We start from the raw sequence: 21,933 nt of genomic DNA on the forward strand, positions 1-21,933 counted from the left end.
GTGGGAAATGTCTGTTGATCGTAAAAAATTAATTTTGGAAGCTGCGACCAAGTCGTTTTCACTTTTTGGCTATAAGGCAACGACGATGGATCAAGTCGCTAAAATTGCCAATGTGGGAAAAGGGACCATTTATACCTTTTATAAAAATAAAGAAGAGCTGTTTAAAGAAATCGTTCAGCGGATGATAGAGGAAATGAAATATGAGGCGGAACAATCTTTGGATGACCAACTCTCCTTTTTTGAAAACCTGCATCGGGCCGTTTATCGAATTCTGGAGTTCAGGCAGGAACATCAATTATCATTAAAACTTTTTCAGGAAGAGCGGGAAATTGGTACGCCGGCCGTTCAGGAAATGGTTAATGAAATGGAAGAAGCCATTGTATCCTACATTAAGGAAAAACTAAAAATAGCGATTGATAAGGGCCATATACAACCTTGCGATCCGGAGATAACAGCTTTCCTGATGCTAAAGATGTACCTTGCCCTGATCTTTGATTGGGAAAGGAACCATGCCCCATTAGAGAAAGAGGAAATTGCTGAACTATTTAAAATATATTTGTTCAAAGGATTATCCGTTACGTGATCATTCTATTTTTTTGCTGAAAGACAATGAACCCCAATAAAAGCAGAGATGCCGATGATCGGCATCTCTGCTTTTATTGGGGTTTTTTTCAGCTGCGAAACCGAAACATCTATGAATTCATCCTGCTATTTGGGATAGGATGGTGAAACATAAAGACTACTACTCTCCAGAAAGGCAATGATCACAGTGGTTTCCATAACATTCGTGCTGTTCTTCAATTTTTTTTCCGCATTCCGTGCATTGTTTCGGTGGCAGATTTTTAAAGAACTCAACGCTACTTTGAATCATGAACATCATCTCCTGAATTTTTTTATTATTCGCTTTTCTATGGTTTTATTGTATTATAACAGATTATAGATGTCAATGAATGTTTTATAACATAAGTAAAAAAGGTGAAATAAGGGCAAGAATAGTTTATATTAATGGGGAAGTCATTGAGAGAAAAAAAGGAGTGCCTAAGCATGAAAATCACCGTAATTGGGTGCTGGGGCGGTTATCCAGCTAAAAATGAGGCAAGTTCCGGCTATTTGCTTGAATATGAAGATTTTCGCATTCTGCTTGATTGTGGCAGCGGTGTACTATCACAGCTTCAAAACCATATGAAGCCGGAGGATCTTGGTGCAGTTGTATTATCCCACTATCATCCTGATCATGTAGCGGATATTGGTGTCCTGCAGCACGCTGCGTTCATACAGCAGATATTGGGCAGCGAAAAAAGGACGATTCCTATATATGGTCATGATTTGGACAAAGTCGAATTTGGTAAGTTAACATACAAAGACGTGACAAAGGGGATAGCCATCTCTGCTGATCAGCCCTTAACCATTGGACCGTGTAAATTTACGTTCATGAAAACAAAACATCCAGTCCCTTGTTTTGCAATGAGGATCGAAGCTGAAAATCATTCGATAGTATACACAGGTGACAGTTCATATATGGATGAGCTTGCAGATTTCGCTAAAGACGCAAATGTTTTATTATGTGAAAGTAACTTTTACAGTGATATGGATGGTTCAAAGGCGGGGCATATGACGGCAAGGGAAGCGGGCCTGCTGGCAGAGAAGGCTGACGTCCAGCTGTTGCTGTTAACTCACCTCCCTCATTATGGGAATCTCGATCAACTGAAAAAAGAAGCATCCGAGGTATTCAAAAGGGAAATAGCTGTAGCCAAAACCAATCTCGAGTTCCAACTATAAATGAAACATCAGTGATATGAAGTCTACAAGGAGGAACAACTGTGCTTTTTATTGATAATAAGGGAATTACAGATCCAAGAATTAACCTGGCCATCGAAGAATATGCGCTTAAACATTTAAATATAGATGAAACATATCTTTTATTTTACATTAATCGACCTTCAATCATCATAGGCAGAAATCAAAATACGATCGAAGAAATCAATTCCGATTATGTAGATGAAAAGGGCATTACAGTTGTTCGCCGCCTTTCCGGGGGTGGAGCGGTTTATCATGACCTAGGGAATCTCAATTTCAGTTTCATTACGAAAGACGATGGGGATAGTTTCCATAACTTCAAGAAATTCACCCAGCCTGTCGTGGAAACGCTCGAGAAACTAGGAATACATGCTGAATTGAGCGGTCGTAACGATATTCTGGCTGAAGGAAAGAAAATTTCGGGAAACGCGATGTTTTCAACGAAGGGCAGAATGTTCAGTCATGGAACATTGCTGTTTCAATCAGAAATGGATCACATTGTATCCGCTTTAAAAGTGAAAAAAGAAAAAATCGAGTCCAAAGGGATTAAATCAATAAGAAGCCGTGTCGGTAATATCGCCGATTTTCTAAAAGAACCGATGTCTGTTGAAGAATTCCGTTCATTCCTTCTGCAAAATATTTTCAAAGAAACCGGAAAGGTTACAGAGTATGTTTTAACAGAAACGGATTGGGAGAAAATTCACGAAATCTCGGAAGATAGGTATCAAAATTGGGAGTGGAATTACGGAAAATCACCTAAATTCAACTTGCAAAACTCACATAGATTTCCTGTGGGATCTGTTGATATCCGCCTTGAAGTGAACAGGGGAATCATTGAAAACTGCAAGATTTACGGTGATTTCTTCGGGGTCGGAGAGGTCGCGGATATTGAGCGAAAGCTTACTGGAACACGCTATGAAAAGGAAGCAATCAGCAGAGTACTGGATGAGATCGATGTTCGTCATTATTTTGGCAATGTAACAAAAGAAGAAATATTGGCTTTAATATATTAAGCCTGAAAGCCGTCCCGACTTATTAGGACGGCTTTTGTGACTAATAATGACAGTAATTGCTTGAATATGGATAAAATGGTTGCTGTGATCGCATTCTTTTAATATAATAAAAATGTATTTAGTTCACCATAAAAATGAATGACCATTCATTCATGTTATTTGCAGGGGAGGGAGAAAGATGAATTTATCTGAACAGCTTCATCAAATGGCTTTAAAAAAGGCGGATAAGCCAGCATATTACTTTTTGGATCAATCCACTTCATATGGGGAATTGGATAAAGCCGTTACGAAGTTCGCGGACGAATTACATAGGCTTGGTGTTTCAAAAGGTGATAACATTGCGCTGTTATTAGGCAACTCTCCACATTTCATCATTTCATTGTATGGAGCTATGCGAGCAGGGGCGACCGTAATTCCCGTCAATCCAATATACACACCTGACGAGATTGGTTATATCCTGAATAATGGCGATGTAAAGGTTGTTGTGGCATTAGATAAGCTTTTACCCTTACTGGAGAAAATGAACCCTATCCTTTCAAGCGTAGAACAATATGTAATTTGTGAAATGCAGCCGGATAATGGGGATAGTAGCGAATTTAACATCTGCAATAAAATGAAATCGTTTACAAAAATGGTCAAATCGGGGGATGAAGGCTTTAAAGGTCCTGAACTGGAACCTGAAGATACGGCAATCATACTTTATACTTCCGGGACAACGGGGAAACCAAAGGGGGCCATGCTCACACATACCAATATCTACTCCAATGCACATGATATTGGTGAATATTTAAATATCACGGAAAGTGACCGTGTCATTACGACATTGCCAATGTTCCATGTTTTCAGTTTAACGGTAGTTGTGAATGCCCCGTTGATAAGCGGAGGTACGCTTTTAATTGTCCCGCAATTCAGTCCAAAGGAAATATTCAGGCAAATCAAAAAATATGATGCAACCGTTTTTGCTGGCGTACCTACGATGTATAACTTTCTTTTTCAATATCCAGATGCGAAAGAGGATGCTTTGAAGTCTTTGCGGATATGCATATCTGGCGGATCCGCCATGCCAGTGTCCCTGCTTGAATCATTCGAGCGGAAATTTAATGTTAGGGTTTCAGAAGGATATGGCTTATCCGAAGCTTCCCCTGTTACCTGCTTCAATCCTTTGGACCGTCCAAGGAAGGCGGGTTCCATCGGAACATCCATCCTTAGGGTGGAAAACAAAGTGGTCAATGAGCTTGGAGAAGAAGTGCCGATCAATGGTGTAGGAGAATTGATTGTCAGGGGTCCGAATGTAATGAAAGGTTATTATAAAATGCCTGAAGAATCAGCCGCTGTCTTGAAAAATGGCTGGTTATATACAGGCGATTTAGCCAGGATGGATGATGAAGGTTACTTTTTCATTGTAGATCGTAAAAAGGAGCTTATCCTCGTCGGTGGCTATAATGTCTATCCACGTGAAGTGGAGGAGGTTTTGTATACCCATCCTGAAGTAGTTGAGGCAGCAGCCATTGGCGTTCCCGATCCCAATCAGGGGGAAGTGGTTAAATGCTTTGTGGTAAAGAAAAACAATGCATTGACCGAGGAAGAACTGCTTGCCCATTGCATGGAACACTTGGCCAAATATAAGGTGCCGGCAAAAATTGAGTTTTTGGATGAACTTCCAAAAAACGCGACTGGTAAAATTTTACGACGTTCCTTGAAAAACCATGTACTGCAAAACTGAATTACATTGATCATGAGGAGATCATTGCCTATAACCGGCAATGGTCCTTTTTTGTACAACCAAAGTGTATGAGGTTGCATAAAATATATTGAAGAATCTTAAAACCTTGATTCTTGTTTCGAAAAGAGTTATGATTGTCATTAAAAATTTCCACAATATTGTAAGGAGGGGTTAGATGAGAGATGTAAAACTTTTGGATATTTTTACACATCCCATTGCTCAAAAATACTTGAACCGTTCAGGTCTGGCACATGCGATTGCGGTAGCATACCATGCGTTTCACTTAGCAAATGAATATAATGTCGACCCTGATATTGCCGCTAAAGCTGGGCTATTGCATGATATGGGTCATTTCACCTGGTATCGCAATGGTAAATGGGATTATGATCTTTATAAACAAAATGATATTCACCCCATCAAAGGTGCCGAACGAGCACATAAACTGTTAATCCGCTTGGGAGAAAACCCGATCAAGGCAAAGACCATTTCCCTCGCCATTTTATTTCATACCGATTCGTTCTTACCTTCGAATGATATTATTCGTACACCGCTTCAGCAAGTCGTCAAATGGGCCGACGAAAAAGATGAAGAAGAAGGCGGAAAACACCATTATCGCAAAATTGATTTTCCCCGGGCAAAGGAAAGCATCATGAAACTTGATACGCTCATAGATGAGGAACAAAGAAAAAGGCTATCATCCTGAAGTCAAACGGGTTGATAGCCTTTTTTATTGTCAGGAGGAACACAATTATTAAAATTATTTTTTACAGTTTAAATTTGTTAACAGGTGAATTAATGATGTAAAATATAGACCATTAGAACTATTCCATGGCGAACAATTATAAAAAACTATCGGATTAATAACAAATAAAGAAAGTAACAGGTGAGGTTATGAAGTCGATTAAGCTAATGATATATGGTGGTCAGGGAGGAATTGAGGGAATCATCAAACAAGAAGGTGACACTAAGGTCATGGGGATGACTGGAAATGAAAGGGACCTTCTTGATTCTGATCATCCATCAGTCATACCAGATGTCATTATTATTGATGCCCGCTCATCAGGGAAGTATGGACAGGAAGTCATGCAAGTCCTTAAGGAAAAACACCCATCCACTCCTTTCGTCGTTTTTACTGACTATTCAGAAAATCACTATCTTATTGAAGCAATAGGCCATGGTGCAGCAGGTTATGTGTTACAGGATGGCGGAATGAAACAGGTGTTGTCGGCAATCCGTCAATGTGCCAACGGTCAGATCGTTTATCCTGCCTCATTCAAATCAATTTTAATGAAAAGGCTGGAGCGGGATGTTGAAAGATCACCAGTAACTTTGGAAAAGGCAATCGGAAAATTGGGGGCTTTTTCTAAACGCGAGCATGAACTGCTTATCCTGCTAACCCAAGGCGAAACGAATCAGCAAATTTCCAAAAACTTTTTCTATCGATCGGCACGGTAAAAAACTATATAAGCCGTATTTACAAAAAACTGAATGTTAATAATCGACCGGAGCTTATGGCACTTTTGTATGGTTTGCAAAATAGCGGGATGAAGGGATGACCAATCATGCCCGCCGTTCCGTTAATCGGTCTCATTCATTATAAATCAAATTCACATTTAAAATCCTTTGATGAAACGATTTCATCTTAGCAAATAGGCAAAAGAATAAATTCGTCGTTGCCTTAAAACTCCCATCCCGGAAGTGCATGTTTGACTGATGGAGTATTCTGTGAAATATTCAACAAAATGATGGGAACTGTAAGAAGTGAATAATAAGGGAAATCCGGTTCTAACCTGTCCATTTTGGATTAAACTATTAAGAGGGAGATTCGTTTTAAGGAGGGGCATCATGGTTAGAAAATGGGCTGGAAGAGCGATTATATTATATATCCTTTATGCAGCAGCGATGTATTGGTATATTTTTTATGGAGCGGATACGACCATTCCCGAAGCTTTGCGTGGAACGGCAGCAGATCCTGCAACATTCCTGAATGCAAGGGAACTAAAGCTTAGTGAAGAGTATTCAGGACTGCGGAATTTTATTTTTTTCGTATCGACGCCATATGAATGGCTTCTGTATTTCTTCATATTATTATTCGGTTTTTCAAAGGCATTTGAAAAATCGTCAATGGCAGTCTCGAGACGGAAAGCGATCAGAACGGGCATTTACTTATTCTGGCTTTCCGTTATTTCATACCTGGCTCTATTTCCAATCAGTTTCATTGGATATCGGATGAGCAAGAGTTACCACATAAGTACACAAAGTTTCACCTCGTGGATGAAGGATGGAGTCATCGAATTTTGGGTGAATTTTGGGATGATGTTCATCATCGTTTCCGTTTTATATTGGTTAATGAAGAAAAGTGTGAAGAAGTGGTGGCTCTATGCTTGGATGTTGTCCATTCCTTTTTCCTTGTTCCTGATGTTCGTTCAGCCTGTATTGATTGATCCGCTGTACAATGAATTCTATCCTCTCAAAAATAAAGAGCTGGAAACGGAAATATTGGCACTAGCCTCACAGGCTGAGATCCCGGCTGAACACGTGTATGAAGTAAATATGGCGGAAAAGACAAATGCCTTGAATGCATATGTTACCGGCATAGGTTCCAACTCAAGAATAGTTCTTTGGGATACGACCCTGAACAAACTGAAGGAAGATGAAATCCTTTTTATCATGGCACATGAAATGGCTCATTATGTGGAAAAGCACATTTATATAGGGATTGCAGGTTATTTAGGACTGACATTAATCGGTTTGTGGCTGACTTCGAAAATCATGAACTTTATCATTGGTCGCTGGGGCCATCAGTTAAAGGTCCGTTCGGTTGACAGCATATCATCTCTTCCGTTATTTCTCTTGATAACGTCTGTGCTGCTCTTTGCTTCGAGTCCGCTGTCCAATTATGTTTCCAGATATCAGGAAACAAGGGCTGACCGTTATGCCATTGAAATGACCGGGGACAAAGAATCAGCAATCACGACTTTCCAGGAACTCACGAGGTCGGGTTTGAGTCAGGTCAACCCGCCATTCCTGGTTAAATGGCTGCGGTATTCCCATCCGACCATGCTCGAACGGATTTCAACGGTTGAAAATGCAGATACAAAGGGTGAGTGAAAGCCAGCTGAAAACCAGCTGGCTTTTTTTCTTCGGAAAGTGGAAGTTTGTAGTCGTTTTCAGAAAAAACTATTATTTTAAAAAATCTTAGGTTCTCTACTATAATAAATTAAATTCCCAGTTCGTTTTAAGGAGATCGGATATGTATAATGTACTTTTGATCACTGTAGGCTCAGTGCTTGTGGCAGTGGCCTACAACTTATTTTTGATACCACATTTAATTTTAAGCAGCGGACTTAGTGGACTTGCGATCATGTTCGGAATCATCACCCCAGTCAACACAGGGATATTGAATTTTCTGATGAACCTGCCATTGCTGATTCTTGGTTACCTGAAATTAGGGAGACGCTTTATCACCTATACGATATTATCAGTTGTCGTGATTTCCATCAGTTTATACCTCATTCCAGTTCACGGTATTTCCACTGAACCGATTTTGTCTTCTTTATTTGGCGGAATCATATCGGGAATCGGTATAGGCATCGTCTTTCGCGCTTCGGGGTCTTCTGGCGGCTTTGATATCATTGCCATGCTATTGGCTAAGAAGAGCGACTTTCCGCTTGGTACATTGCTTTCGGTGATGAATGCTGTTGTGGTGGTAATCTCAGGCTTCATCTTCGGTTGGGATGCCGCATTATATACGCTGATTTCCATTTATGCAGCAGGAAAGGTGATCGATACGATCCATTCCAATCACATTAAATTAACATTGATGATCGTTACCAAAAAGAGTGACGAAATGAAAACGAAGCTCCTGACCAACCTATATCGTGGAATTACAGTCATGGATGGTGAAGGTGCATATTCAGGAGAAAAGAGCAAAGTAATGATGACAGTCATTACACGTTATCAGTTAACCGATGTAAAAACGATGATAAAAGAAGTGGATCCGAATGCTTTTGTTAATATAACCGAAACTGCTGAGGTCATGGGTATGTTTCATAAAGAGTGATGATAATGAAAAAAAGCCTCCCGACATTATGGGAGGCTTTTTTGATCATGAATGTTAATTTCCAAATTGTTTTAGTAAAACGTTCATTTCAGAACTTAGTTTTAAGAATAAAGGTTTGTTTTTCATATCCAAGGCATCATCGATCTGTTTTGCAAGGAGATTTTTTTTGGTAGAAAGGACGGCTTCCTGAATAATCATATCAATTAACATTTCCTGAACCACGGCATCGTTTTTCATTTCGCTCATTGATAAGGACTTCACTGACTCTGAATAAGATTTTTCATTTTTCAAAGTTACCACCCCTGACCCTTTTTATTATTATATGGATTTGAGCGGATAAAATCAACTGAAAATTTAAAAAATTTAAATTATGATAGAGAATGTGTCGTTTAGATGACGAAAAAGCCACTATATAAAAGAATTTCAAATTTTTTGTGAACTTGCTTTATATGTTTAAGGTCTATGCTATTATAGTGAGTAATTTAACATACATTTACTATCCCCCTTCACTCTTCTTGTACAGGAATGGAAGGGTACAAGCAATTAAGAATATAAGCTTTGGAAAGTGATAGCGATGTTTAGCAATGAGGAAGAGGTGGATTAAAAATGAAGGAAAACAATCAGGGAATCATCGAGGAATATGAAATCACGCCACATACACTAATGGTTGCGCCAATTAATTACGGCAGTAAAATATATGCCCGTATCATTGAAATGGAGGACGAGTTCATCTCCCCGTTTAAACCTATGGAAATAATAAAGAAAAGCTGCGAGTTCTTCGGATCAAGTTATGAAGGACGCAAGCAAGGCACGAAACAGCTCATAAACATCACACATAAAGCACCGATCGCGATTGATCCGACCAGTTCGATATTCTTCTTTCCAACTACATCTCCGTTACGTCCTCAATGCATCTGGTTATCACATGAACATGTGGTATCCTATGAGCGCCTGGATTCCAAACATACAACCATCACATTCAGGAATAGACAAACCATCGATATAGCAGTGTCATGCAGCTCTTTCGAAAACCAGCTGCACCGGACCTCTTTTTTAAAAACGAAATTGATCCAGAGGATTGAGGAAACAAAGAGGAAATCCTTTTATCTGTTCACTGATGCTAATGGAGTCAAGGCTTCAGAGGTAATCTCAAAGTATATACCGCGATAAGAGGGGGTTCAGGGGAAAAATCAGAGAAGAATGCAAACGGGAATAATCAAATTTAAAGCAAGCCCTTCTTATTTAAAGAAGGGCCCTGGAATCAATCTTCAAATAATTCATCCATTAAATCGTCAATTTCTTTTCTTAATTTTTCAGTTCCTTCTTTGGAAATGGTGATGGTATCACCATCGATAATCAGCATATCTCCTACTTTTGCTCCCTTGGGAAGAGCACTTTTAGGGAAATCCTTCATGTCACCACCATCGATTTCCACGACAGCTATCTTTCCTTCGAAGCGATCAATAATTCCTTGTACCAATTATTTCACCGTCTTTACAGTAATTTTCTGACCTGTAGAAGTAAAAATAATGTTACCTGATTTATCTGTGCGATAAGTTTTGGCTTTCACTGAATTCAACCGTTTTATAACAGTGGAAGTAGGGTGCCCATAGCCATTTTTCCCTACACTGATTACAGCATATTTCGGTTTTGTTTTGTTAATGAAAGCTGAACTTGTCGATGTTTTTGCACCATGATGGCCTACTTTAAGTACATCCACACTTGGTACCAGTTTTTTAGCCAGCATATCCTTCTCTGCTTTTTCTTCGGCATCACCTGTAAACAAGAATGTTTTTTTGCTGTGTTTAAGCAACAAGACAGCACTCCAATTATTTAAGTCAGACTTAGCATAGTCCTTAACTGGTGCAATGAATTTAAGGGAATTATCCTTTGCTTTAGTGTTGATTTCCACGCCCGTCTTCGCTTTTTTTATTGTAAGCTTCTTCTTCTTGACAGCCGTTAAAAAGTCTTTGTATGCCTGGGTAGTATGTGAAACTTTAGGGGCGTACACAGATTTTACATTAAGCGATTTAATCACATGAGCAAGACCGCCAACATGATCCGCATCTGGGTGAGTGGAAACTAATGCAGTAAGTGTTTTTACATTTTGTTTTTTTAGGTAGGCAACAACCTCGTCGCCCTTTCCTTTACCGCCGCCATCGATTAAAACGTTTTCATTACCGGTTTGTATCAGGATTGAATCTCCTTGTCCAACGTTGATGAAATGTACCTTTACATTTGAGGCTGCCTCAGTTGTTTTAAGTCCAGTGAATAAAGACAAAACAAGAACAGCCACCAGTAGAATATTTATTTTCTTCATTTTTCCCCTCCAGTTAATAATTTACCATGTGTAACCGGAAAAATGGGAATATGGACGCGGTTTTTATTTGTGGTAAAAAAAGGAAGATGCCGTCTGGATTTATGGTTAGGGAAAATGACTCTGGGTATTTATGATTAATCTCTTGAATGAAAATGTAATGCCATTATTTTAAAGAATCAATCAATAAAAAATCTATTTCTCTCAGAAAAGAGTGTGAAGTTGGCATATATTCAAGGAGCAGGCTGCGTAGAAAGTTAGGATTACCAACAAAATATTTTGTTAAAGAGATTGTTTCTGTTTTTTTAGGATTGTACAATTTAAACGTTTATTACCCTCCAGGCACTCGCTTTCCGCGGGCGGTCCGTGAGCCTCCTCGGCGCGTTTGCACCTTTCGTTCCAAGCAACTTTGGTTTAAAATTTAGATAGGAACCCTTTTGGCTACAAATTAAACCATGCAAATAAAATATTGAATGGTTATCATAAGAAATTAGGGATGAGTATAAGTTTCCTTAATGATTGACTCCTTAATACATAATATAATAGACACCGATGATGTATCTTTTGTTCAGTATTTCACAAAAGATTTTGTTTTTCTGGAAATTCTTTTTGCTTTATACATTTAATATAAAGAGGTTGTTACTAGTAGATAATACTAGGTATGGATATGCAATTAACATCTTTCCTAATAACATTGTACTGACACTAAAATGATAGTTTAGACGTATAGTTATAATAGATGAATGGAAATTAAATGTCGCTTAATAATGAACAAACGGGCCAGACCTTTTAATCGTTAAGGACAATTTCGTCGAAACTGTTGCCTTAATCAGTGAGCAGTAATTGTGCAAACCGCTTGTGTAACAAGAAGTGGAGAAGCGGCTATTGGCAGTCCTCGGTTCCTTTAATAGGGAAGAGGGTAATATACCAGAAGGATGCAGCGTCGACATTCCTCCGTTTAATCACCAAGAACAAAGGCGATGCTATGCATACAGCAAACTTTTAATGAAGGATGCCATTACAAGGGAACTTGAAGTAACGCAGTTAAATGTAAAAGGTATTTTTGGAAGAAGATATTAACTATCTGAAATCCATGGCAGACATTTCATTCGACATGCGAGGGCTTGATCCAACAAAGGATAACATGGGCTTTTTAAGCGTCCCATCGTCCTAAAGGAATTTCCATTCTTTCGATGCAGGGAATGGTTGACGGCAATCGATCAGGGCAAATCATGAATACGTGTTACATTCTGCGGCGGATCATGATATTGGTTACTTTTACATCGATTTGTCGAAGCTGACTGTTTTCCTATCCTTTTCTTCAATATGATGAGTCGATCATAACGGGTGCCACTCCAACCTTTGTCATGGAGCATGTAATTAACTTTCATTTAATGAGACTTAAAACTTAAATGTTAAAAGGATATTCAGTATGCACTTGATTACATAGGTTATGCCTTGGTTTGAACTAGCCAATTAAATTATGATGTTATGGAATATTCAAACAGGGGGAATGGAGGTAAGCGAGTCTAATCGATCTTGATCATGAAAGACTCCCTTACCTTTATGCCAGGAAAGATGCGATGCTTTTTTATGGTCAACCTTTTTACATCCAAGGGAATTTGTATCCTTCCGGAAGGCTCCCTTTTAACCCGTTAATCCCTTGAGGGTTTTTTTTCGAAAAAGTAATAACATAACAAGTCTTCGGTTTTGTTGCGAAGGCGGGGATTGAAATAATTATGATGTTCCTCGTATCCTTTATATAAAAAACAATACATCGTGAAGGATTCATCGCGTTTGATTTCACTAACTTTAATATTCTCTTTGCGCAAATAGCGCCGTACTTCGGCAAGTTCGTCTTGAACCACTTTTAAAATATGTTCCACCAGCTCCGAATAGGGCCTTTTTAATTTAAACGGACTAATTTCGATGACCTTGAGATCCCGGTTTAAGACTGTAATAACCATAGGGAGGTAGATGGCTTTTTCAATCATATTTCGGTCACCTTCTGGAATGCGGGTCATCATGACCGCCCCTTTCTAAATAGCGCGTTTTTAATACTAATATGTATATCCTGAAAAATAAGAACATCTGTTCCGTTTTTATCCTAATGTATTTTCAGTGGTTATGCAAGCAGTTTTGATAAATCTAGAAATATTCGTTAACAAGATTATGTTTTCCGGAGATAGGGAAAGTATGAAGATATATGGATAATAATTCTTGCAATTTCGGGGGAAAGTGATATATCTAAAATAAACGGTTTTTAATAAGTTTATGCTGCTTTGATGGCAGCATGTCGAGGGAGATAATTATGGATTTGGATACTATACGTGAGTGGTTTACACTTGATCATATATCGGCACTTATTCAGCAATATCGCTCATTCGGTCCAATTCCCGGAATCTTACTGCCGATGCTGGAAGCTTTTTTGCCTTTTTTGCCCTTAGTGGTGTTCGTGCTTGCCAATGCAACGGCATTTGGTCTCTGGTGGGGGTTTTTATTTTCTTGGATTGGTGCGGTAGCGGGGTCCTTTTTGATCTTTTGGATTATTAGAAGATATGGTCAAATGAGGTTTTTCCGATTTTTGCAAAGACATAAACAGGTGCAGAGGTTGATGGTATGGGTTGAGAGCCATGGATTCGGTCCTTTGTTCATATTGCTCTGCTTCCCTTTTACACCTTCGGCTATCGTTAATATCGTGGCAGGACTTTCAAAAGTCAGTACCCTGCAATATGGACTTGCAGTAGTTGGAGGGAAGGCGGTGATGATTTTTACGATCAGCTTCGTAGGTTACGATTTAGTATCATTGATTCATAAACCTGTGCGAACGATCATTATCGGAATCGTCATCTTTATCCTATGGTATGTGGGGAAAAGGCTGGAAGTCCGGTTAAATAAAAGCATGAAGAGAGAAGAAGGGCAATAAATTAATATATAAATGCAGTAGGGGTTGAACTAGATGGAAAAAACAAACAAGAATTCTTTATCCGATTGGATAAAACCAGCGATGATAGCTTTTGTTATTTACATCTTAATCCGTACATTTCTCTTTTCAAGCTATGATGTTGAAGGAAAGTCGATGCAGCCGACCCTTGAAGATGGAAATAAACTTGTCGTGAATAAAATCAATTACCAGATTCATGATATCAACCGTTTTGACATTATTGTTTTTCATGCGAATTCACAAGAAGATTATGTTAAGCGGGTTATAGGGGTTGCAGGTGACCGTATTCGTTATAAAGATGATTGGCTTTACGTAAATGGTAAGAAAGTGGATGAGCCTTATCTTGAGAAATTCAAGGAAGGTTTCCCAGGACAGGATTTTACAGGTGATTTTACATTAAAAGAATTGACGGATATGACTAAAGTTCCGGAGGGCAAGCTTTTTGTCATGGGTGATAATCGTCTTGAAAGTGCTGACAGCCGTCACTTTGGTTATATACCGGTAGAAAATGTTGTCGGTAAAGTGGATGTTCGATATTGGCCGGTCAATGATTTCAATTTTAAGTTTACAGGTGAGTGATTGTGGAAGCCCGAGTAAGATGCGGGCTTTTTCTTTTGGGGGAAACGCGAACGTACGATTGGTGTTTTTTTAAGGGAGACGGTAAAATAATAGAAAGTAAATCTAATTGGAAACAGAAACCTAGTCATAAAGACGAAAGTATTTCTGGTATGATGGATCTAGATATTATGTTGTAAGGGGGAAAAGAGATGTCACTCCGTTTTTTACTGGGAAGATCGGGTACAGGGAAAACTTCGAATATATTGGACGAAATCCGCTCTAAATTGGCAGAAGATCCCGAAGGAAATCCAATTATCTACCTCGTTCCTGATCAGATGACGTTTCTATCTGAATATAAATTAATTAAAACACCAGGCCTTGCCGGAATGATCCGGACACAGGTTTTCAGTTTTAGCAGGCTTGCTTGGCGCGTTCTTCAGGAAACCGGGGGGATGAGCCGGCTGCATCTGGACAGTGTTGGCGTTAATATGCTGATACGGAAGATCATGGATGATAAAAAGGAAGAGTTAAAGATGTTCAGTCGATCTGCTGATAAGCAGGGGTTCATTGCACAGATGGAGCTGATGCTGGCTGAGTTCAAGCAGTATTGCATCCAACCTGATGACATTCAAAACTATTTGGCTGAAACCTCACAGGCCGGCAGCGGCATTCAGGATAAACTGCATGATCTTGAATTGGTCTATCAGGCTTTTGAGGATGAAATGGTCAATAAATATTTAGACTCCGAAGATTATTTCACTTTGCTGATCGAAAAAATGTCAGAGTCTTCATATATAAGGAATGCGGATATATATATCGATGGTTTTTATAGCTTGACTCCACAGGAATTATTGATTGTTGAAGAAATGATGAAGCTGTGCAGGAGTGTAACGGTCTCGCTGACGTTAGATCAGCCCTACAGGCAATATGCTCCGGATGATTTGCAATTGTTCAGGCAAACGGGAAACCTTTATCATCACCTATATCAGGCTGGATTGAGGAATGGCATACCGATTTCAGAAGATCGAATCTTAAAAAGATCGGAAAGGTTTGGAAAGAGTCCGGGGCTGAATCATCTGGAAACTTATTTTTCCATTCGTCCTGCACGAACGTTTGAGCAGCAGTCACCTGATGTAACGATCGCCCAGGCAGTTAACCGCAGAGCTGAGATTGAAGGAGTTGCCCGGGATATCTTGTCGCTGGTCAGACAGAAACAGCACCGTTTCCGTGATATTGCGATTTTAGTCCGTAACGGGGAAGCATACGCAGATATTTTACAAACCGTTTTTCGGGATTATCAAATTCCCTTGTTCGTCGATTCCAAACGGACGATGCTGAATCATCCTCTGATTGAACTGATTCGTTCGACTTTGGAGATCATCAATGGCTATTGGCGTTATGAACCGGTATTTCGGGCAATCAAGACGGAGCTTCTATTTCCGTTGCAAAAAAACCACGACCGGATGCGTGAACAGGTAGATAAGCTGGAAAACTATGTGCTGGCCCGCGGCATTAAAGGAAGCGGGTGGACGTCCAAAGATCGTTGGACCTACCGGCGCTTCCGCGGTCTGGAACTCGAGGACCGGAACCAAACGGATAAGGAAATGATGCTTGAGCAAGAGCTGAATGAAATGAAGCAATTATTTACCGAGCCCATCTTGAGGCTCTCAAAACGGGCTAAAAAGGCTGCTAATGGCAGGGAATTGTGTGAAGCCCTTTATCTATATCTTGAAGAATTGCATATACCGGAAAAATTGGAAAAGCTGAAACTGGAGGCAGAAGAAGCAGGTGATTTGGTATCGGCAAGAGAGCATGAGCAAACATGGAATGCGGTTGTCGACCTATTGGACCAATTCGTTGAACTGCTGAGCGGGGAAGAGCTTTCCATGAAACAGTTTGCGGTAATCATTGAAGCTGGTTTGGAGTCTCTTGAATTTTCTTTGGTACCGCCGGCAATTGACCAAGTATTAGTCGCTAATCTAGATTTATCCCGCCTGGATGATGTGAAGACAGCTTTTGTTATCGGATTGAACGAAGGGGTTCTGCCGGGAAAAGCAGTATCTGACGGGATATTTTCAGATAGTGATCGTGATGTGCTGCTGGCTGGTGGACTTGATGTTGCCCCAAGTTCGAAAGTGCGCCTGCTGGATGAGGAGTTCACAGCGTACAAAGCATTCACTACGCCTGCCGAGGCCCTTTATTTATCATATCCGCTTGCCGATGAGGAAGGGAAGGCGCTTTTACCTTCATCCTATTTGAAACGGGTAAGGGACGTATTGCCTAATGTTTCCGATGTGTATTATATGAACGATCCGTCCGATCTGTCTGCAGAGGAACAGGTGAAATATGCAGCGAATCATGATGTTGCCCTTTCGTACCTGGCTGCCCAATTGCAGCTGAAGAAAAGGAACTATCCAATCCATTCACTATGGTGGGATGTATATAATTCCATTATTGATGATGAAATGGCCGGTCCTTCAGCAACTAAGGTTTTATCGAGCCTTTTTTATCAAAATAGGACAAAGAAATTAACTGAGGAAACAAGTAAGCAATTATACGGTGAGAGCATTCTTACGAGTGTATCCAGGATGGAAATGTTCAATAGCTGCCCGTTTTCCCATTATGCGGCTCATGGCTTGAAATTGAGGGAAAGGCAGATTTTCCGTTTGGATGCCCCGGATATAGGCGAGATGTTCCATGGAGCGTTGAAAATGATTTCCGATTACTTGAAGGAACATGATATTCCTTGGTCTACATTGACCCCGGAACAATGCTTGGAGCTGGCCAGAATTGCTGTGGAGAGACTTGCTCCTAAACTCCAAAATCAGATTTTGTTAAGTACGAACCGCCATCACTATTTACGCAGGAAACTCGAACACGTGATTGGACGTGCCTCGATCGTATTAAGTGAACATGCAAAGGCGAGCGGTTTTGCTCCGATTGGATTAGAACTTGGATTCGGAAAAAATGGCGAGCTGCCGCCACTTTCTTTCACATTGAAAAACGGTACGAAGATGGAATTGATCGGGCGGATCGACCGCGTGGATAAAGCGGAAGAAGATGAGGGTGTCTATTTGCGTGTGCTCGATTATAAGTCGAGTGAAAAGGAACTGAACATGAGTGAAGTATATTATGGACTAGCGCTGCAAATGTTGACATACCTAGATATCGTTGTCACCCATTCCAAGTCGCTGATTGGAAAAGAAGCGATTCCAGCCGGAGTTTTGTATTTTCATGTGCATAATCCCGTTGTCAAATCAAAGGGAATGCTCAGTTTGGATAAAATTGAAGAAGAAATTTATAAAAGCTTTAAAATGAATGGACTTGTACTGGACCATTCAAATGTCATTCAGTTGATGGATACCTCGCTTGATATTGAAAATTCGGGTAAGTCGGATATCATTCCAGCTGGATTTAAAAAGGACGGATCGCTCCTGGCGGCTTCCAAAGTTGCCAGCAGGGAGGAGTTTTCGCTTCTGAATCATCATGTGCGCCGTATTTATCAGGAGGCTGGAGATCGAATGGTCGATGGTGATGTGGATATTACTCCATACAAATTAAAGGAAAAAACGCCGTGTACCTTCTGTTCCTTTAAATCTGTATGCCAATTCGACCAGTCACTGGAGGAGAACCAATTCAGGAATTTGGCACAGAAGAAACAAAATGACGTTCTTGAGCTATTAAGGGGAGAGGGGGAGAGCGATGAGTAAAACGAAAATTCCTGCTCTGCCGGGAGACGTGACTTGGACGGAAGATCAATGGAAGGCAATATGGGCTAAAGATCAGGACATCCTGGTTGCGGCCGCTGCGGGTTCAGGGAAAACAGCGGTACTGGTCAATCGGATCATTCAAAAAGTCATTTCAGAAGAAGATCCAATCGATGTTGATGAACTGCTCGTGGTTACATTCACCAATGCCTCGGCTGCCGAAATGCGCCATCGGGTAAGTGAGGCATTAGAAAAAGCGATCGATGATAATCCGCATTCACAGCATTTACGTAAGCAGTTGAGCTTGATTAATCGTGCTTCGATTTCCACACTCCATTCGTTTTGTCTAGAGGTGATCAGGAAGTATTATTATCTTACGGATATCGACCCGGGCTTCCGGATTGCAGATTCAACGGAGATCCAGCTGCTCCGTGATGAAGTGATGGAAGAGCTTTTCGAGGAGCAGTATGGCCAAAGTGATAACGAACAGTTCTTTAATTTGGTCGATGCTTTCACAAGCGATCGAAATGATGATGCACTTCAGAATATCGTTCGGTCGCTGCATGATTTTTCGCAATCGAATCCAAACCCGGACCGATGGCTCGATGGTGCCGCCAGCATGTATGAGCTGGCAGATGATGATGGGATTGATGATCTTTCGTTTATCGATTCATTGAAGTTCGATATTGGTTTACAATTGGACACGGCCAGGGATTTATTGGAACGCTCGCTTGCGTTGACAAAAATCCCTGGGGGGCCGGCTCCAAGGGCTGAGAACTATCTAGCCGATCTTGCAATGGTTACTAAACTTTCGGAAGTGAAGGACCAATCCTGGAATGCACTTTATGAGGAAATCCAAAACGTGAAATTCGGGACGGCAAAACGCCTTACCGGTGCAGATTTTATCAAGGAAGTGGCTGATGAGGCTACCAAGTACCGGGATAAGGCCAAGAAGATCATCAAATCGTTACAGGAAGAGTTATTTTCCCGGAAACCGGAAAGCTACCTGCGGGATATAAGGGAGCTTAAGGGTTATGTCGATACACTTGTAATGCTTGTTAAACGGTTTGACGAAAGATTCTTTGCTGCAAAAGCAGAAAAGAATTTGGTGGATTTCGCCGATTTGGAACATTATTGTCTTCAAATTTTGACAAGGGAAACGGTGGATGGTGAACGAAAACCTTCAGCGGCAGCCATCGAATACAGGAACCAGTTCAAAGAGGTACTAGTGGATGAATACCAGGACACGAACCTGGTTCAGGAATCGATCTTAAAATTGGTGACGGCTGACGGAGAATATGATGGGAATCTTTTCATGGTAGGCGATGTCAAGCAGTCCATTTACCGGTTCAGGCTTGCAGAACCGAATCTCTTCCTTGGAAAATACACACGATTTACCCATGACGGTGTTGATTCCGGACTGAAAATTGATTTAAACCGCAATTTCCGGAGCCGAAAGGAAGTTCTTGATGGGACCAATTTCTTGTTTCAACAGTTGATGGGCATTACAGTCGGTGAGATTGATTATGATGAAGATGCCCAATTGAAAAAAGGTGCCCCATATCCCGAAGACGATCCATACCCGATCGAACTCCATTTAATTGATGGAGCAGCCGATCCTGAAGCTCATTCGGAAATGGAAGGATATGATGGCGGATTTGAGGCCGAGGAGCTTGAAAAAGCGCAGCTCGAAGCAAGGCAGATGGCCAAGCTCATTAAAAAGGCTATAAGCGAAAAGCATCGGATATATGATACGAAAACCAAAAGGTACCGATCTGCCACTTATCGGGACATGGTCATTCTTCTTCGTTCAATGCCATGGGCACCGCAAATCATGGAGGAATTTAAAAAGCAGGGAATACCAGTATATGCTAATTTATCCACGGGGTATTTTGAAGCGACCGAAGTGGCCATCATGATTTCCTTATTGAAGGTGATTGATAATCCGCAACAGGATATCCCATTGGCTTCCGTTCTCCGTTCACCTATCGTCGGGTTGGATGAAGAAGAGATGTCAAAGGTGCGTTTATTCCATACAGGAAGCTATTACGAAGCACTAGCTGATTTTTACAGAAAGAGTGACCCTGAAGAACATCCGGGGCTTTATGAAAAAGCCTCTGCATTTTATAAAAAACTTGTGAAGTGGCGGAAGCTTGCCAGGCAGGAGGCATTATCAGATCTAATCTGGCTCCTATACCGCGAAACGCATTTTTATGATTTTGCAGGTGGGATGCCGGGCGGCAAACAGCGTCAGGCCAATTTACGAGCGCTGTATGACAGGGCAAGGCAATATGAAGCAAGTTCTTTCCGCGGTCTGTTCCGTTTCTTGCGGTTCATAGAAAGGATGCAAGAACGTGGAGATGATTTAGGGGCAGCTCGGGCTTTAGGGGAACAGGAAGATGTAGTCCGGCTGATGACAATTCACTCGTCAAAGGGGCTTGAGTTCCCGATCGTGTTCATTGCCGGTCTTTCCAAGCAATTCAATATGATGGATTTACGAAAGTCCTATTTACTGGATAAAGATTATGGCTTTGCGGCAAAGTACGTGAATTCCGAATTACGGATAACTTATCCATCCCTCCCTCAATTGGCTTTTAAGAAAAAAAAGCAGCTTGAATTAATTGCCGAGGAGATGCGTGTCCTCTACGTGGCGCTAACAAGGGCTAAGGAAAAGCTTTATTTGATTGCCAGTATCAATGATGCAGAAAAAACGCAGCAGAACTGGGAAAGTAATGCGGCACATGGAGATTGGCTATTGAAGGACTATGTACGGGCAGGTGCAAAAAGTTATCTTGATTGGATTGGTCCATCCCTTGTCCGACATCGGGATTCTCTTGGTGCTGCAGGTCTTGGCCTGGAAATGGAGTCGCATCCATCGAATTGGTCCATTTCCGTCATTCCAAGTGAAGAGCTTGCTGTTCTGGATGAGGAAGAGGCACTGGTTCAAGAGCAAATGCTTGAACATGTCCAGAAATCGGAGAAGGTCGGCATCGTTTCCGAGTTTTATGATGATATCAAGGAACAGCTGGAATGGGAGTACCCCGAGCATGAGGCGACAATGTATCGTTCCAAGCAATCCGTTTCTGAATTAAAACGTCAATATGAACTTAAGGACGAGCAAAGCTCCACAGAGCTGTTGCGTAAATTTAAGCGGCCTATCACGAAGCGGCCGACTTTCATGCAAGAAAAGTCACTGACTCCTGCTGAAAGGGGTACGATTACACATTTAGTCATGCAGCATATTGATCTATCTAAAGAGATTACCATTCAATCGATTCAGCAACTGATCATTGATCTGATTCAACGTGAGCTGTTGACGGAGGAACAGAAAGAAGCTGTGGATCCGGAGACGATCGTCGATTTCTTCGAGAGTGAAATCGGCCAAAGAATGCAGAGGGCCGAAAGCATTCGCCGTGAAGTGCCATTTACGATGTCGCTGCCTGCAAAGGAAGCTTACAGCGATTGGACAGCTGGAGATGAAGAAGTCCTTATCCAAGGGGTGATTGATTGTATCTTTGAGGATGAACAAGGTCTTGTGCTTCTCGACTATAAAACGGATACGATCACCGGCCGTTTTGCAAGCGGGTTCGAAGGGGCTAAAGGGATTCTTGCCGATCGATACCAGATGCAGCTTCAGCTTTATACGAGGGCTGTTGAGGGAATAATGAATAAGAAGGTAACCGGCCGTTACTTGTTTTTCTTTGACGGCTCGCATTTATTGGAAGTATAAGAGAGAAGAAGTGTCCCATTGATGTGGGACGCTTCTTTTCGGTTGAATAAACAGAATAGTTTGAAAAGGTGTAAATGCTTA

Annotated in this window: 20 protein-coding genes; 15 read left to right on the forward strand and 5 right to left on the reverse strand. The window is 41.0% G+C overall.

The genetic code is table 11. The annotated features are described in order from the left end of the window. The first annotated feature begins 7 nt into the window (after window positions 1-7). On the forward strand, window positions 8-583 hold the full coding sequence (locus tag ACJ9PY_RS05930) for a TetR/AcrR family transcriptional regulator (RefSeq protein WP_096339854.1): 576 nt from the start codon (window positions 8-10) through the stop codon (window positions 581-583). A gap of 159 nt (window positions 584-742) precedes the next feature. Here ACJ9PY_RS05930 and yhfH read toward each other — a convergent pair whose 3' ends face one another. Then, window positions 743-871 carry a protein YhfH gene (gene yhfH / locus ACJ9PY_RS05935; protein ID WP_065310849.1) on the reverse strand — a complete coding sequence of 43 codons (129 nt, stop codon included), beginning with the start codon at window positions 869-871 and terminating at the stop codon, window positions 743-745. 173 nt (window positions 872-1,044) lie between these two features. Here yhfH and ACJ9PY_RS05940 point away from each other — a divergent pair, with 173 nt between their 5' ends. From ACJ9PY_RS05940 to ACJ9PY_RS05975, 8 genes are all read left to right on the forward strand, one after another. Next, window positions 1,045-1,779, forward strand: coding sequence for an MBL fold metallo-hydrolase (locus ACJ9PY_RS05940; RefSeq protein ID WP_057275810.1), 735 nt, complete (start codon window positions 1,045-1,047; stop codon window positions 1,777-1,779). Window positions 1,780-1,820: 41 nt separating this feature from the next. Continuing rightward, on the forward strand, window positions 1,821-2,810 hold the full coding sequence (locus tag ACJ9PY_RS05945) for a lipoate--protein ligase (protein WP_411739647.1): 990 nt from the start codon (window positions 1,821-1,823) through the stop codon (window positions 2,808-2,810). Between the two features lie 178 nt (window positions 2,811-2,988). After that, window positions 2,989-4,533, forward strand: a complete 1,545-nt coding sequence (locus ACJ9PY_RS05950; protein ID WP_145504915.1) for a fatty acid--CoA ligase family protein — start codon at window positions 2,989-2,991, stop codon at window positions 4,531-4,533. A 175-nt stretch (window positions 4,534-4,708) separates the two neighbouring features. After that, window positions 4,709-5,236, forward strand: coding sequence for an HD domain-containing protein (locus tag ACJ9PY_RS05955; protein ID WP_034314654.1), 528 nt, complete (start codon window positions 4,709-4,711; stop codon window positions 5,234-5,236). Window positions 5,237-5,424: 188 nt separating this feature from the next. Continuing rightward, window positions 5,425-5,988, forward strand: a complete 564-nt coding sequence (locus ACJ9PY_RS05960) for a response regulator (RefSeq protein WP_411739648.1) — start codon at window positions 5,425-5,427, stop codon at window positions 5,986-5,988. Between the two features lie 8 nt (window positions 5,989-5,996). Then, complete coding sequence (locus tag ACJ9PY_RS05965; protein WP_411740244.1) at window positions 5,997-6,089, forward strand: hypothetical protein; 93 nt, start codon at window positions 5,997-5,999, stop codon at window positions 6,087-6,089. Window positions 6,090-6,378: 289 nt separating this feature from the next. After that, the gene (locus ACJ9PY_RS05970) at window positions 6,379-7,644 is read left to right on the forward strand and encodes a M48 family metallopeptidase (protein ID WP_063577101.1); all 1,266 of its coding nucleotides are present in this window, start codon (window positions 6,379-6,381) and stop codon (window positions 7,642-7,644) included. 142 nt (window positions 7,645-7,786) lie between these two features. Then, a complete protein-coding gene (locus ACJ9PY_RS05975; RefSeq protein WP_063577100.1) occupies window positions 7,787-8,596 on the forward strand; it encodes a YitT family protein in 810 nt (269 codons plus the stop codon). Between the two features lie 54 nt (window positions 8,597-8,650). Here the strand turns inward: ACJ9PY_RS05975 and ACJ9PY_RS05980 are convergent, their stop codons facing one another. Then, entirely contained in the window at window positions 8,651-8,887 is a 237-nt protein-coding gene (locus ACJ9PY_RS05980) for an IDEAL domain-containing protein (RefSeq protein ID WP_411739649.1), read from the reverse strand. 315 nt (window positions 8,888-9,202) lie between these two features. On the opposite strand from ACJ9PY_RS05980, the gene ACJ9PY_RS05985 reads away from it, so the two are divergent. Beyond that, window positions 9,203-9,766, forward strand: coding sequence for a competence protein ComK (locus ACJ9PY_RS05985; protein ID WP_063577099.1), 564 nt, complete (start codon window positions 9,203-9,205; stop codon window positions 9,764-9,766). A 91-nt stretch (window positions 9,767-9,857) separates the two neighbouring features. On the opposite strand, the gene ACJ9PY_RS05990 is transcribed toward ACJ9PY_RS05985, so the two are convergent. Beyond that, window positions 9,858-10,076 carry a DUF3006 domain-containing protein gene (locus ACJ9PY_RS05990; protein WP_057275817.1) on the reverse strand — a complete coding sequence of 73 codons (219 nt, stop codon included), beginning with the start codon at window positions 10,074-10,076 and terminating at the stop codon, window positions 9,858-9,860. Then, entirely contained in the window at window positions 10,077-10,916 is an 840-nt protein-coding gene (locus ACJ9PY_RS05995) for a ComEC/Rec2 family competence protein (protein ID WP_411739650.1), read from the reverse strand. Between the two features lie 882 nt (window positions 10,917-11,798). On the opposite strand from ACJ9PY_RS05995, the gene ACJ9PY_RS06000 reads away from it, so the two are divergent. Further along, complete coding sequence (locus ACJ9PY_RS06000) at window positions 11,799-11,993, forward strand: hypothetical protein (RefSeq protein ID WP_098864175.1); 195 nt, start codon at window positions 11,799-11,801, stop codon at window positions 11,991-11,993. A gap of 575 nt (window positions 11,994-12,568) precedes the next feature. Here the strand turns inward: ACJ9PY_RS06000 and ACJ9PY_RS06005 are convergent. Further along, the gene (locus tag ACJ9PY_RS06005) at window positions 12,569-12,937 is read right to left on the reverse strand and encodes a hypothetical protein (protein ID WP_034314629.1); all 369 of its coding nucleotides are present in this window, start codon (window positions 12,935-12,937) and stop codon (window positions 12,569-12,571) included. Between the two features lie 287 nt (window positions 12,938-13,224). Between ACJ9PY_RS06005 and ACJ9PY_RS06010 the strand changes: the two genes are divergently transcribed. The 4 genes from ACJ9PY_RS06010 (at window position 13,225) to addA (ending at window position 21,852) form a co-directional block, all read left to right on the forward strand. After that, window positions 13,225-13,839 (forward strand): TVP38/TMEM64 family protein, encoded by a 615-nt coding sequence (locus tag ACJ9PY_RS06010; protein WP_034314626.1) that lies wholly within the window; start codon window positions 13,225-13,227, stop codon window positions 13,837-13,839. Between the two features lie 33 nt (window positions 13,840-13,872). Beyond that, a complete protein-coding gene (gene lepB / locus ACJ9PY_RS06015; RefSeq protein ID WP_053534099.1) occupies window positions 13,873-14,436 on the forward strand; it encodes a signal peptidase I in 564 nt (187 codons plus the stop codon). A 188-nt stretch (window positions 14,437-14,624) separates the two neighbouring features. Beyond that, on the forward strand, window positions 14,625-18,125 hold the full coding sequence (gene addB / locus ACJ9PY_RS06020) for a helicase-exonuclease AddAB subunit AddB (protein ID WP_369315917.1): 3,501 nt from the start codon (window positions 14,625-14,627) through the stop codon (window positions 18,123-18,125). Beyond that, on the forward strand, window positions 18,118-21,852 hold the full coding sequence (gene addA / locus ACJ9PY_RS06025; RefSeq protein WP_411739651.1) for a helicase-exonuclease AddAB subunit AddA: 3,735 nt from the start codon (window positions 18,118-18,120) through the stop codon (window positions 21,850-21,852). Before addB ends, addA begins: the two co-directional genes overlap by 8 nt. Window positions 21,853-21,933: the final 81 nt, after the last annotated feature.

The sequence above is a fragment of the Peribacillus sp. S4 genome, from assembly GCF_046715815.1.
Lineage (GTDB): Bacteria > Bacillota > Bacilli > Bacillales > DSM-1321 > Peribacillus > Peribacillus frigoritolerans.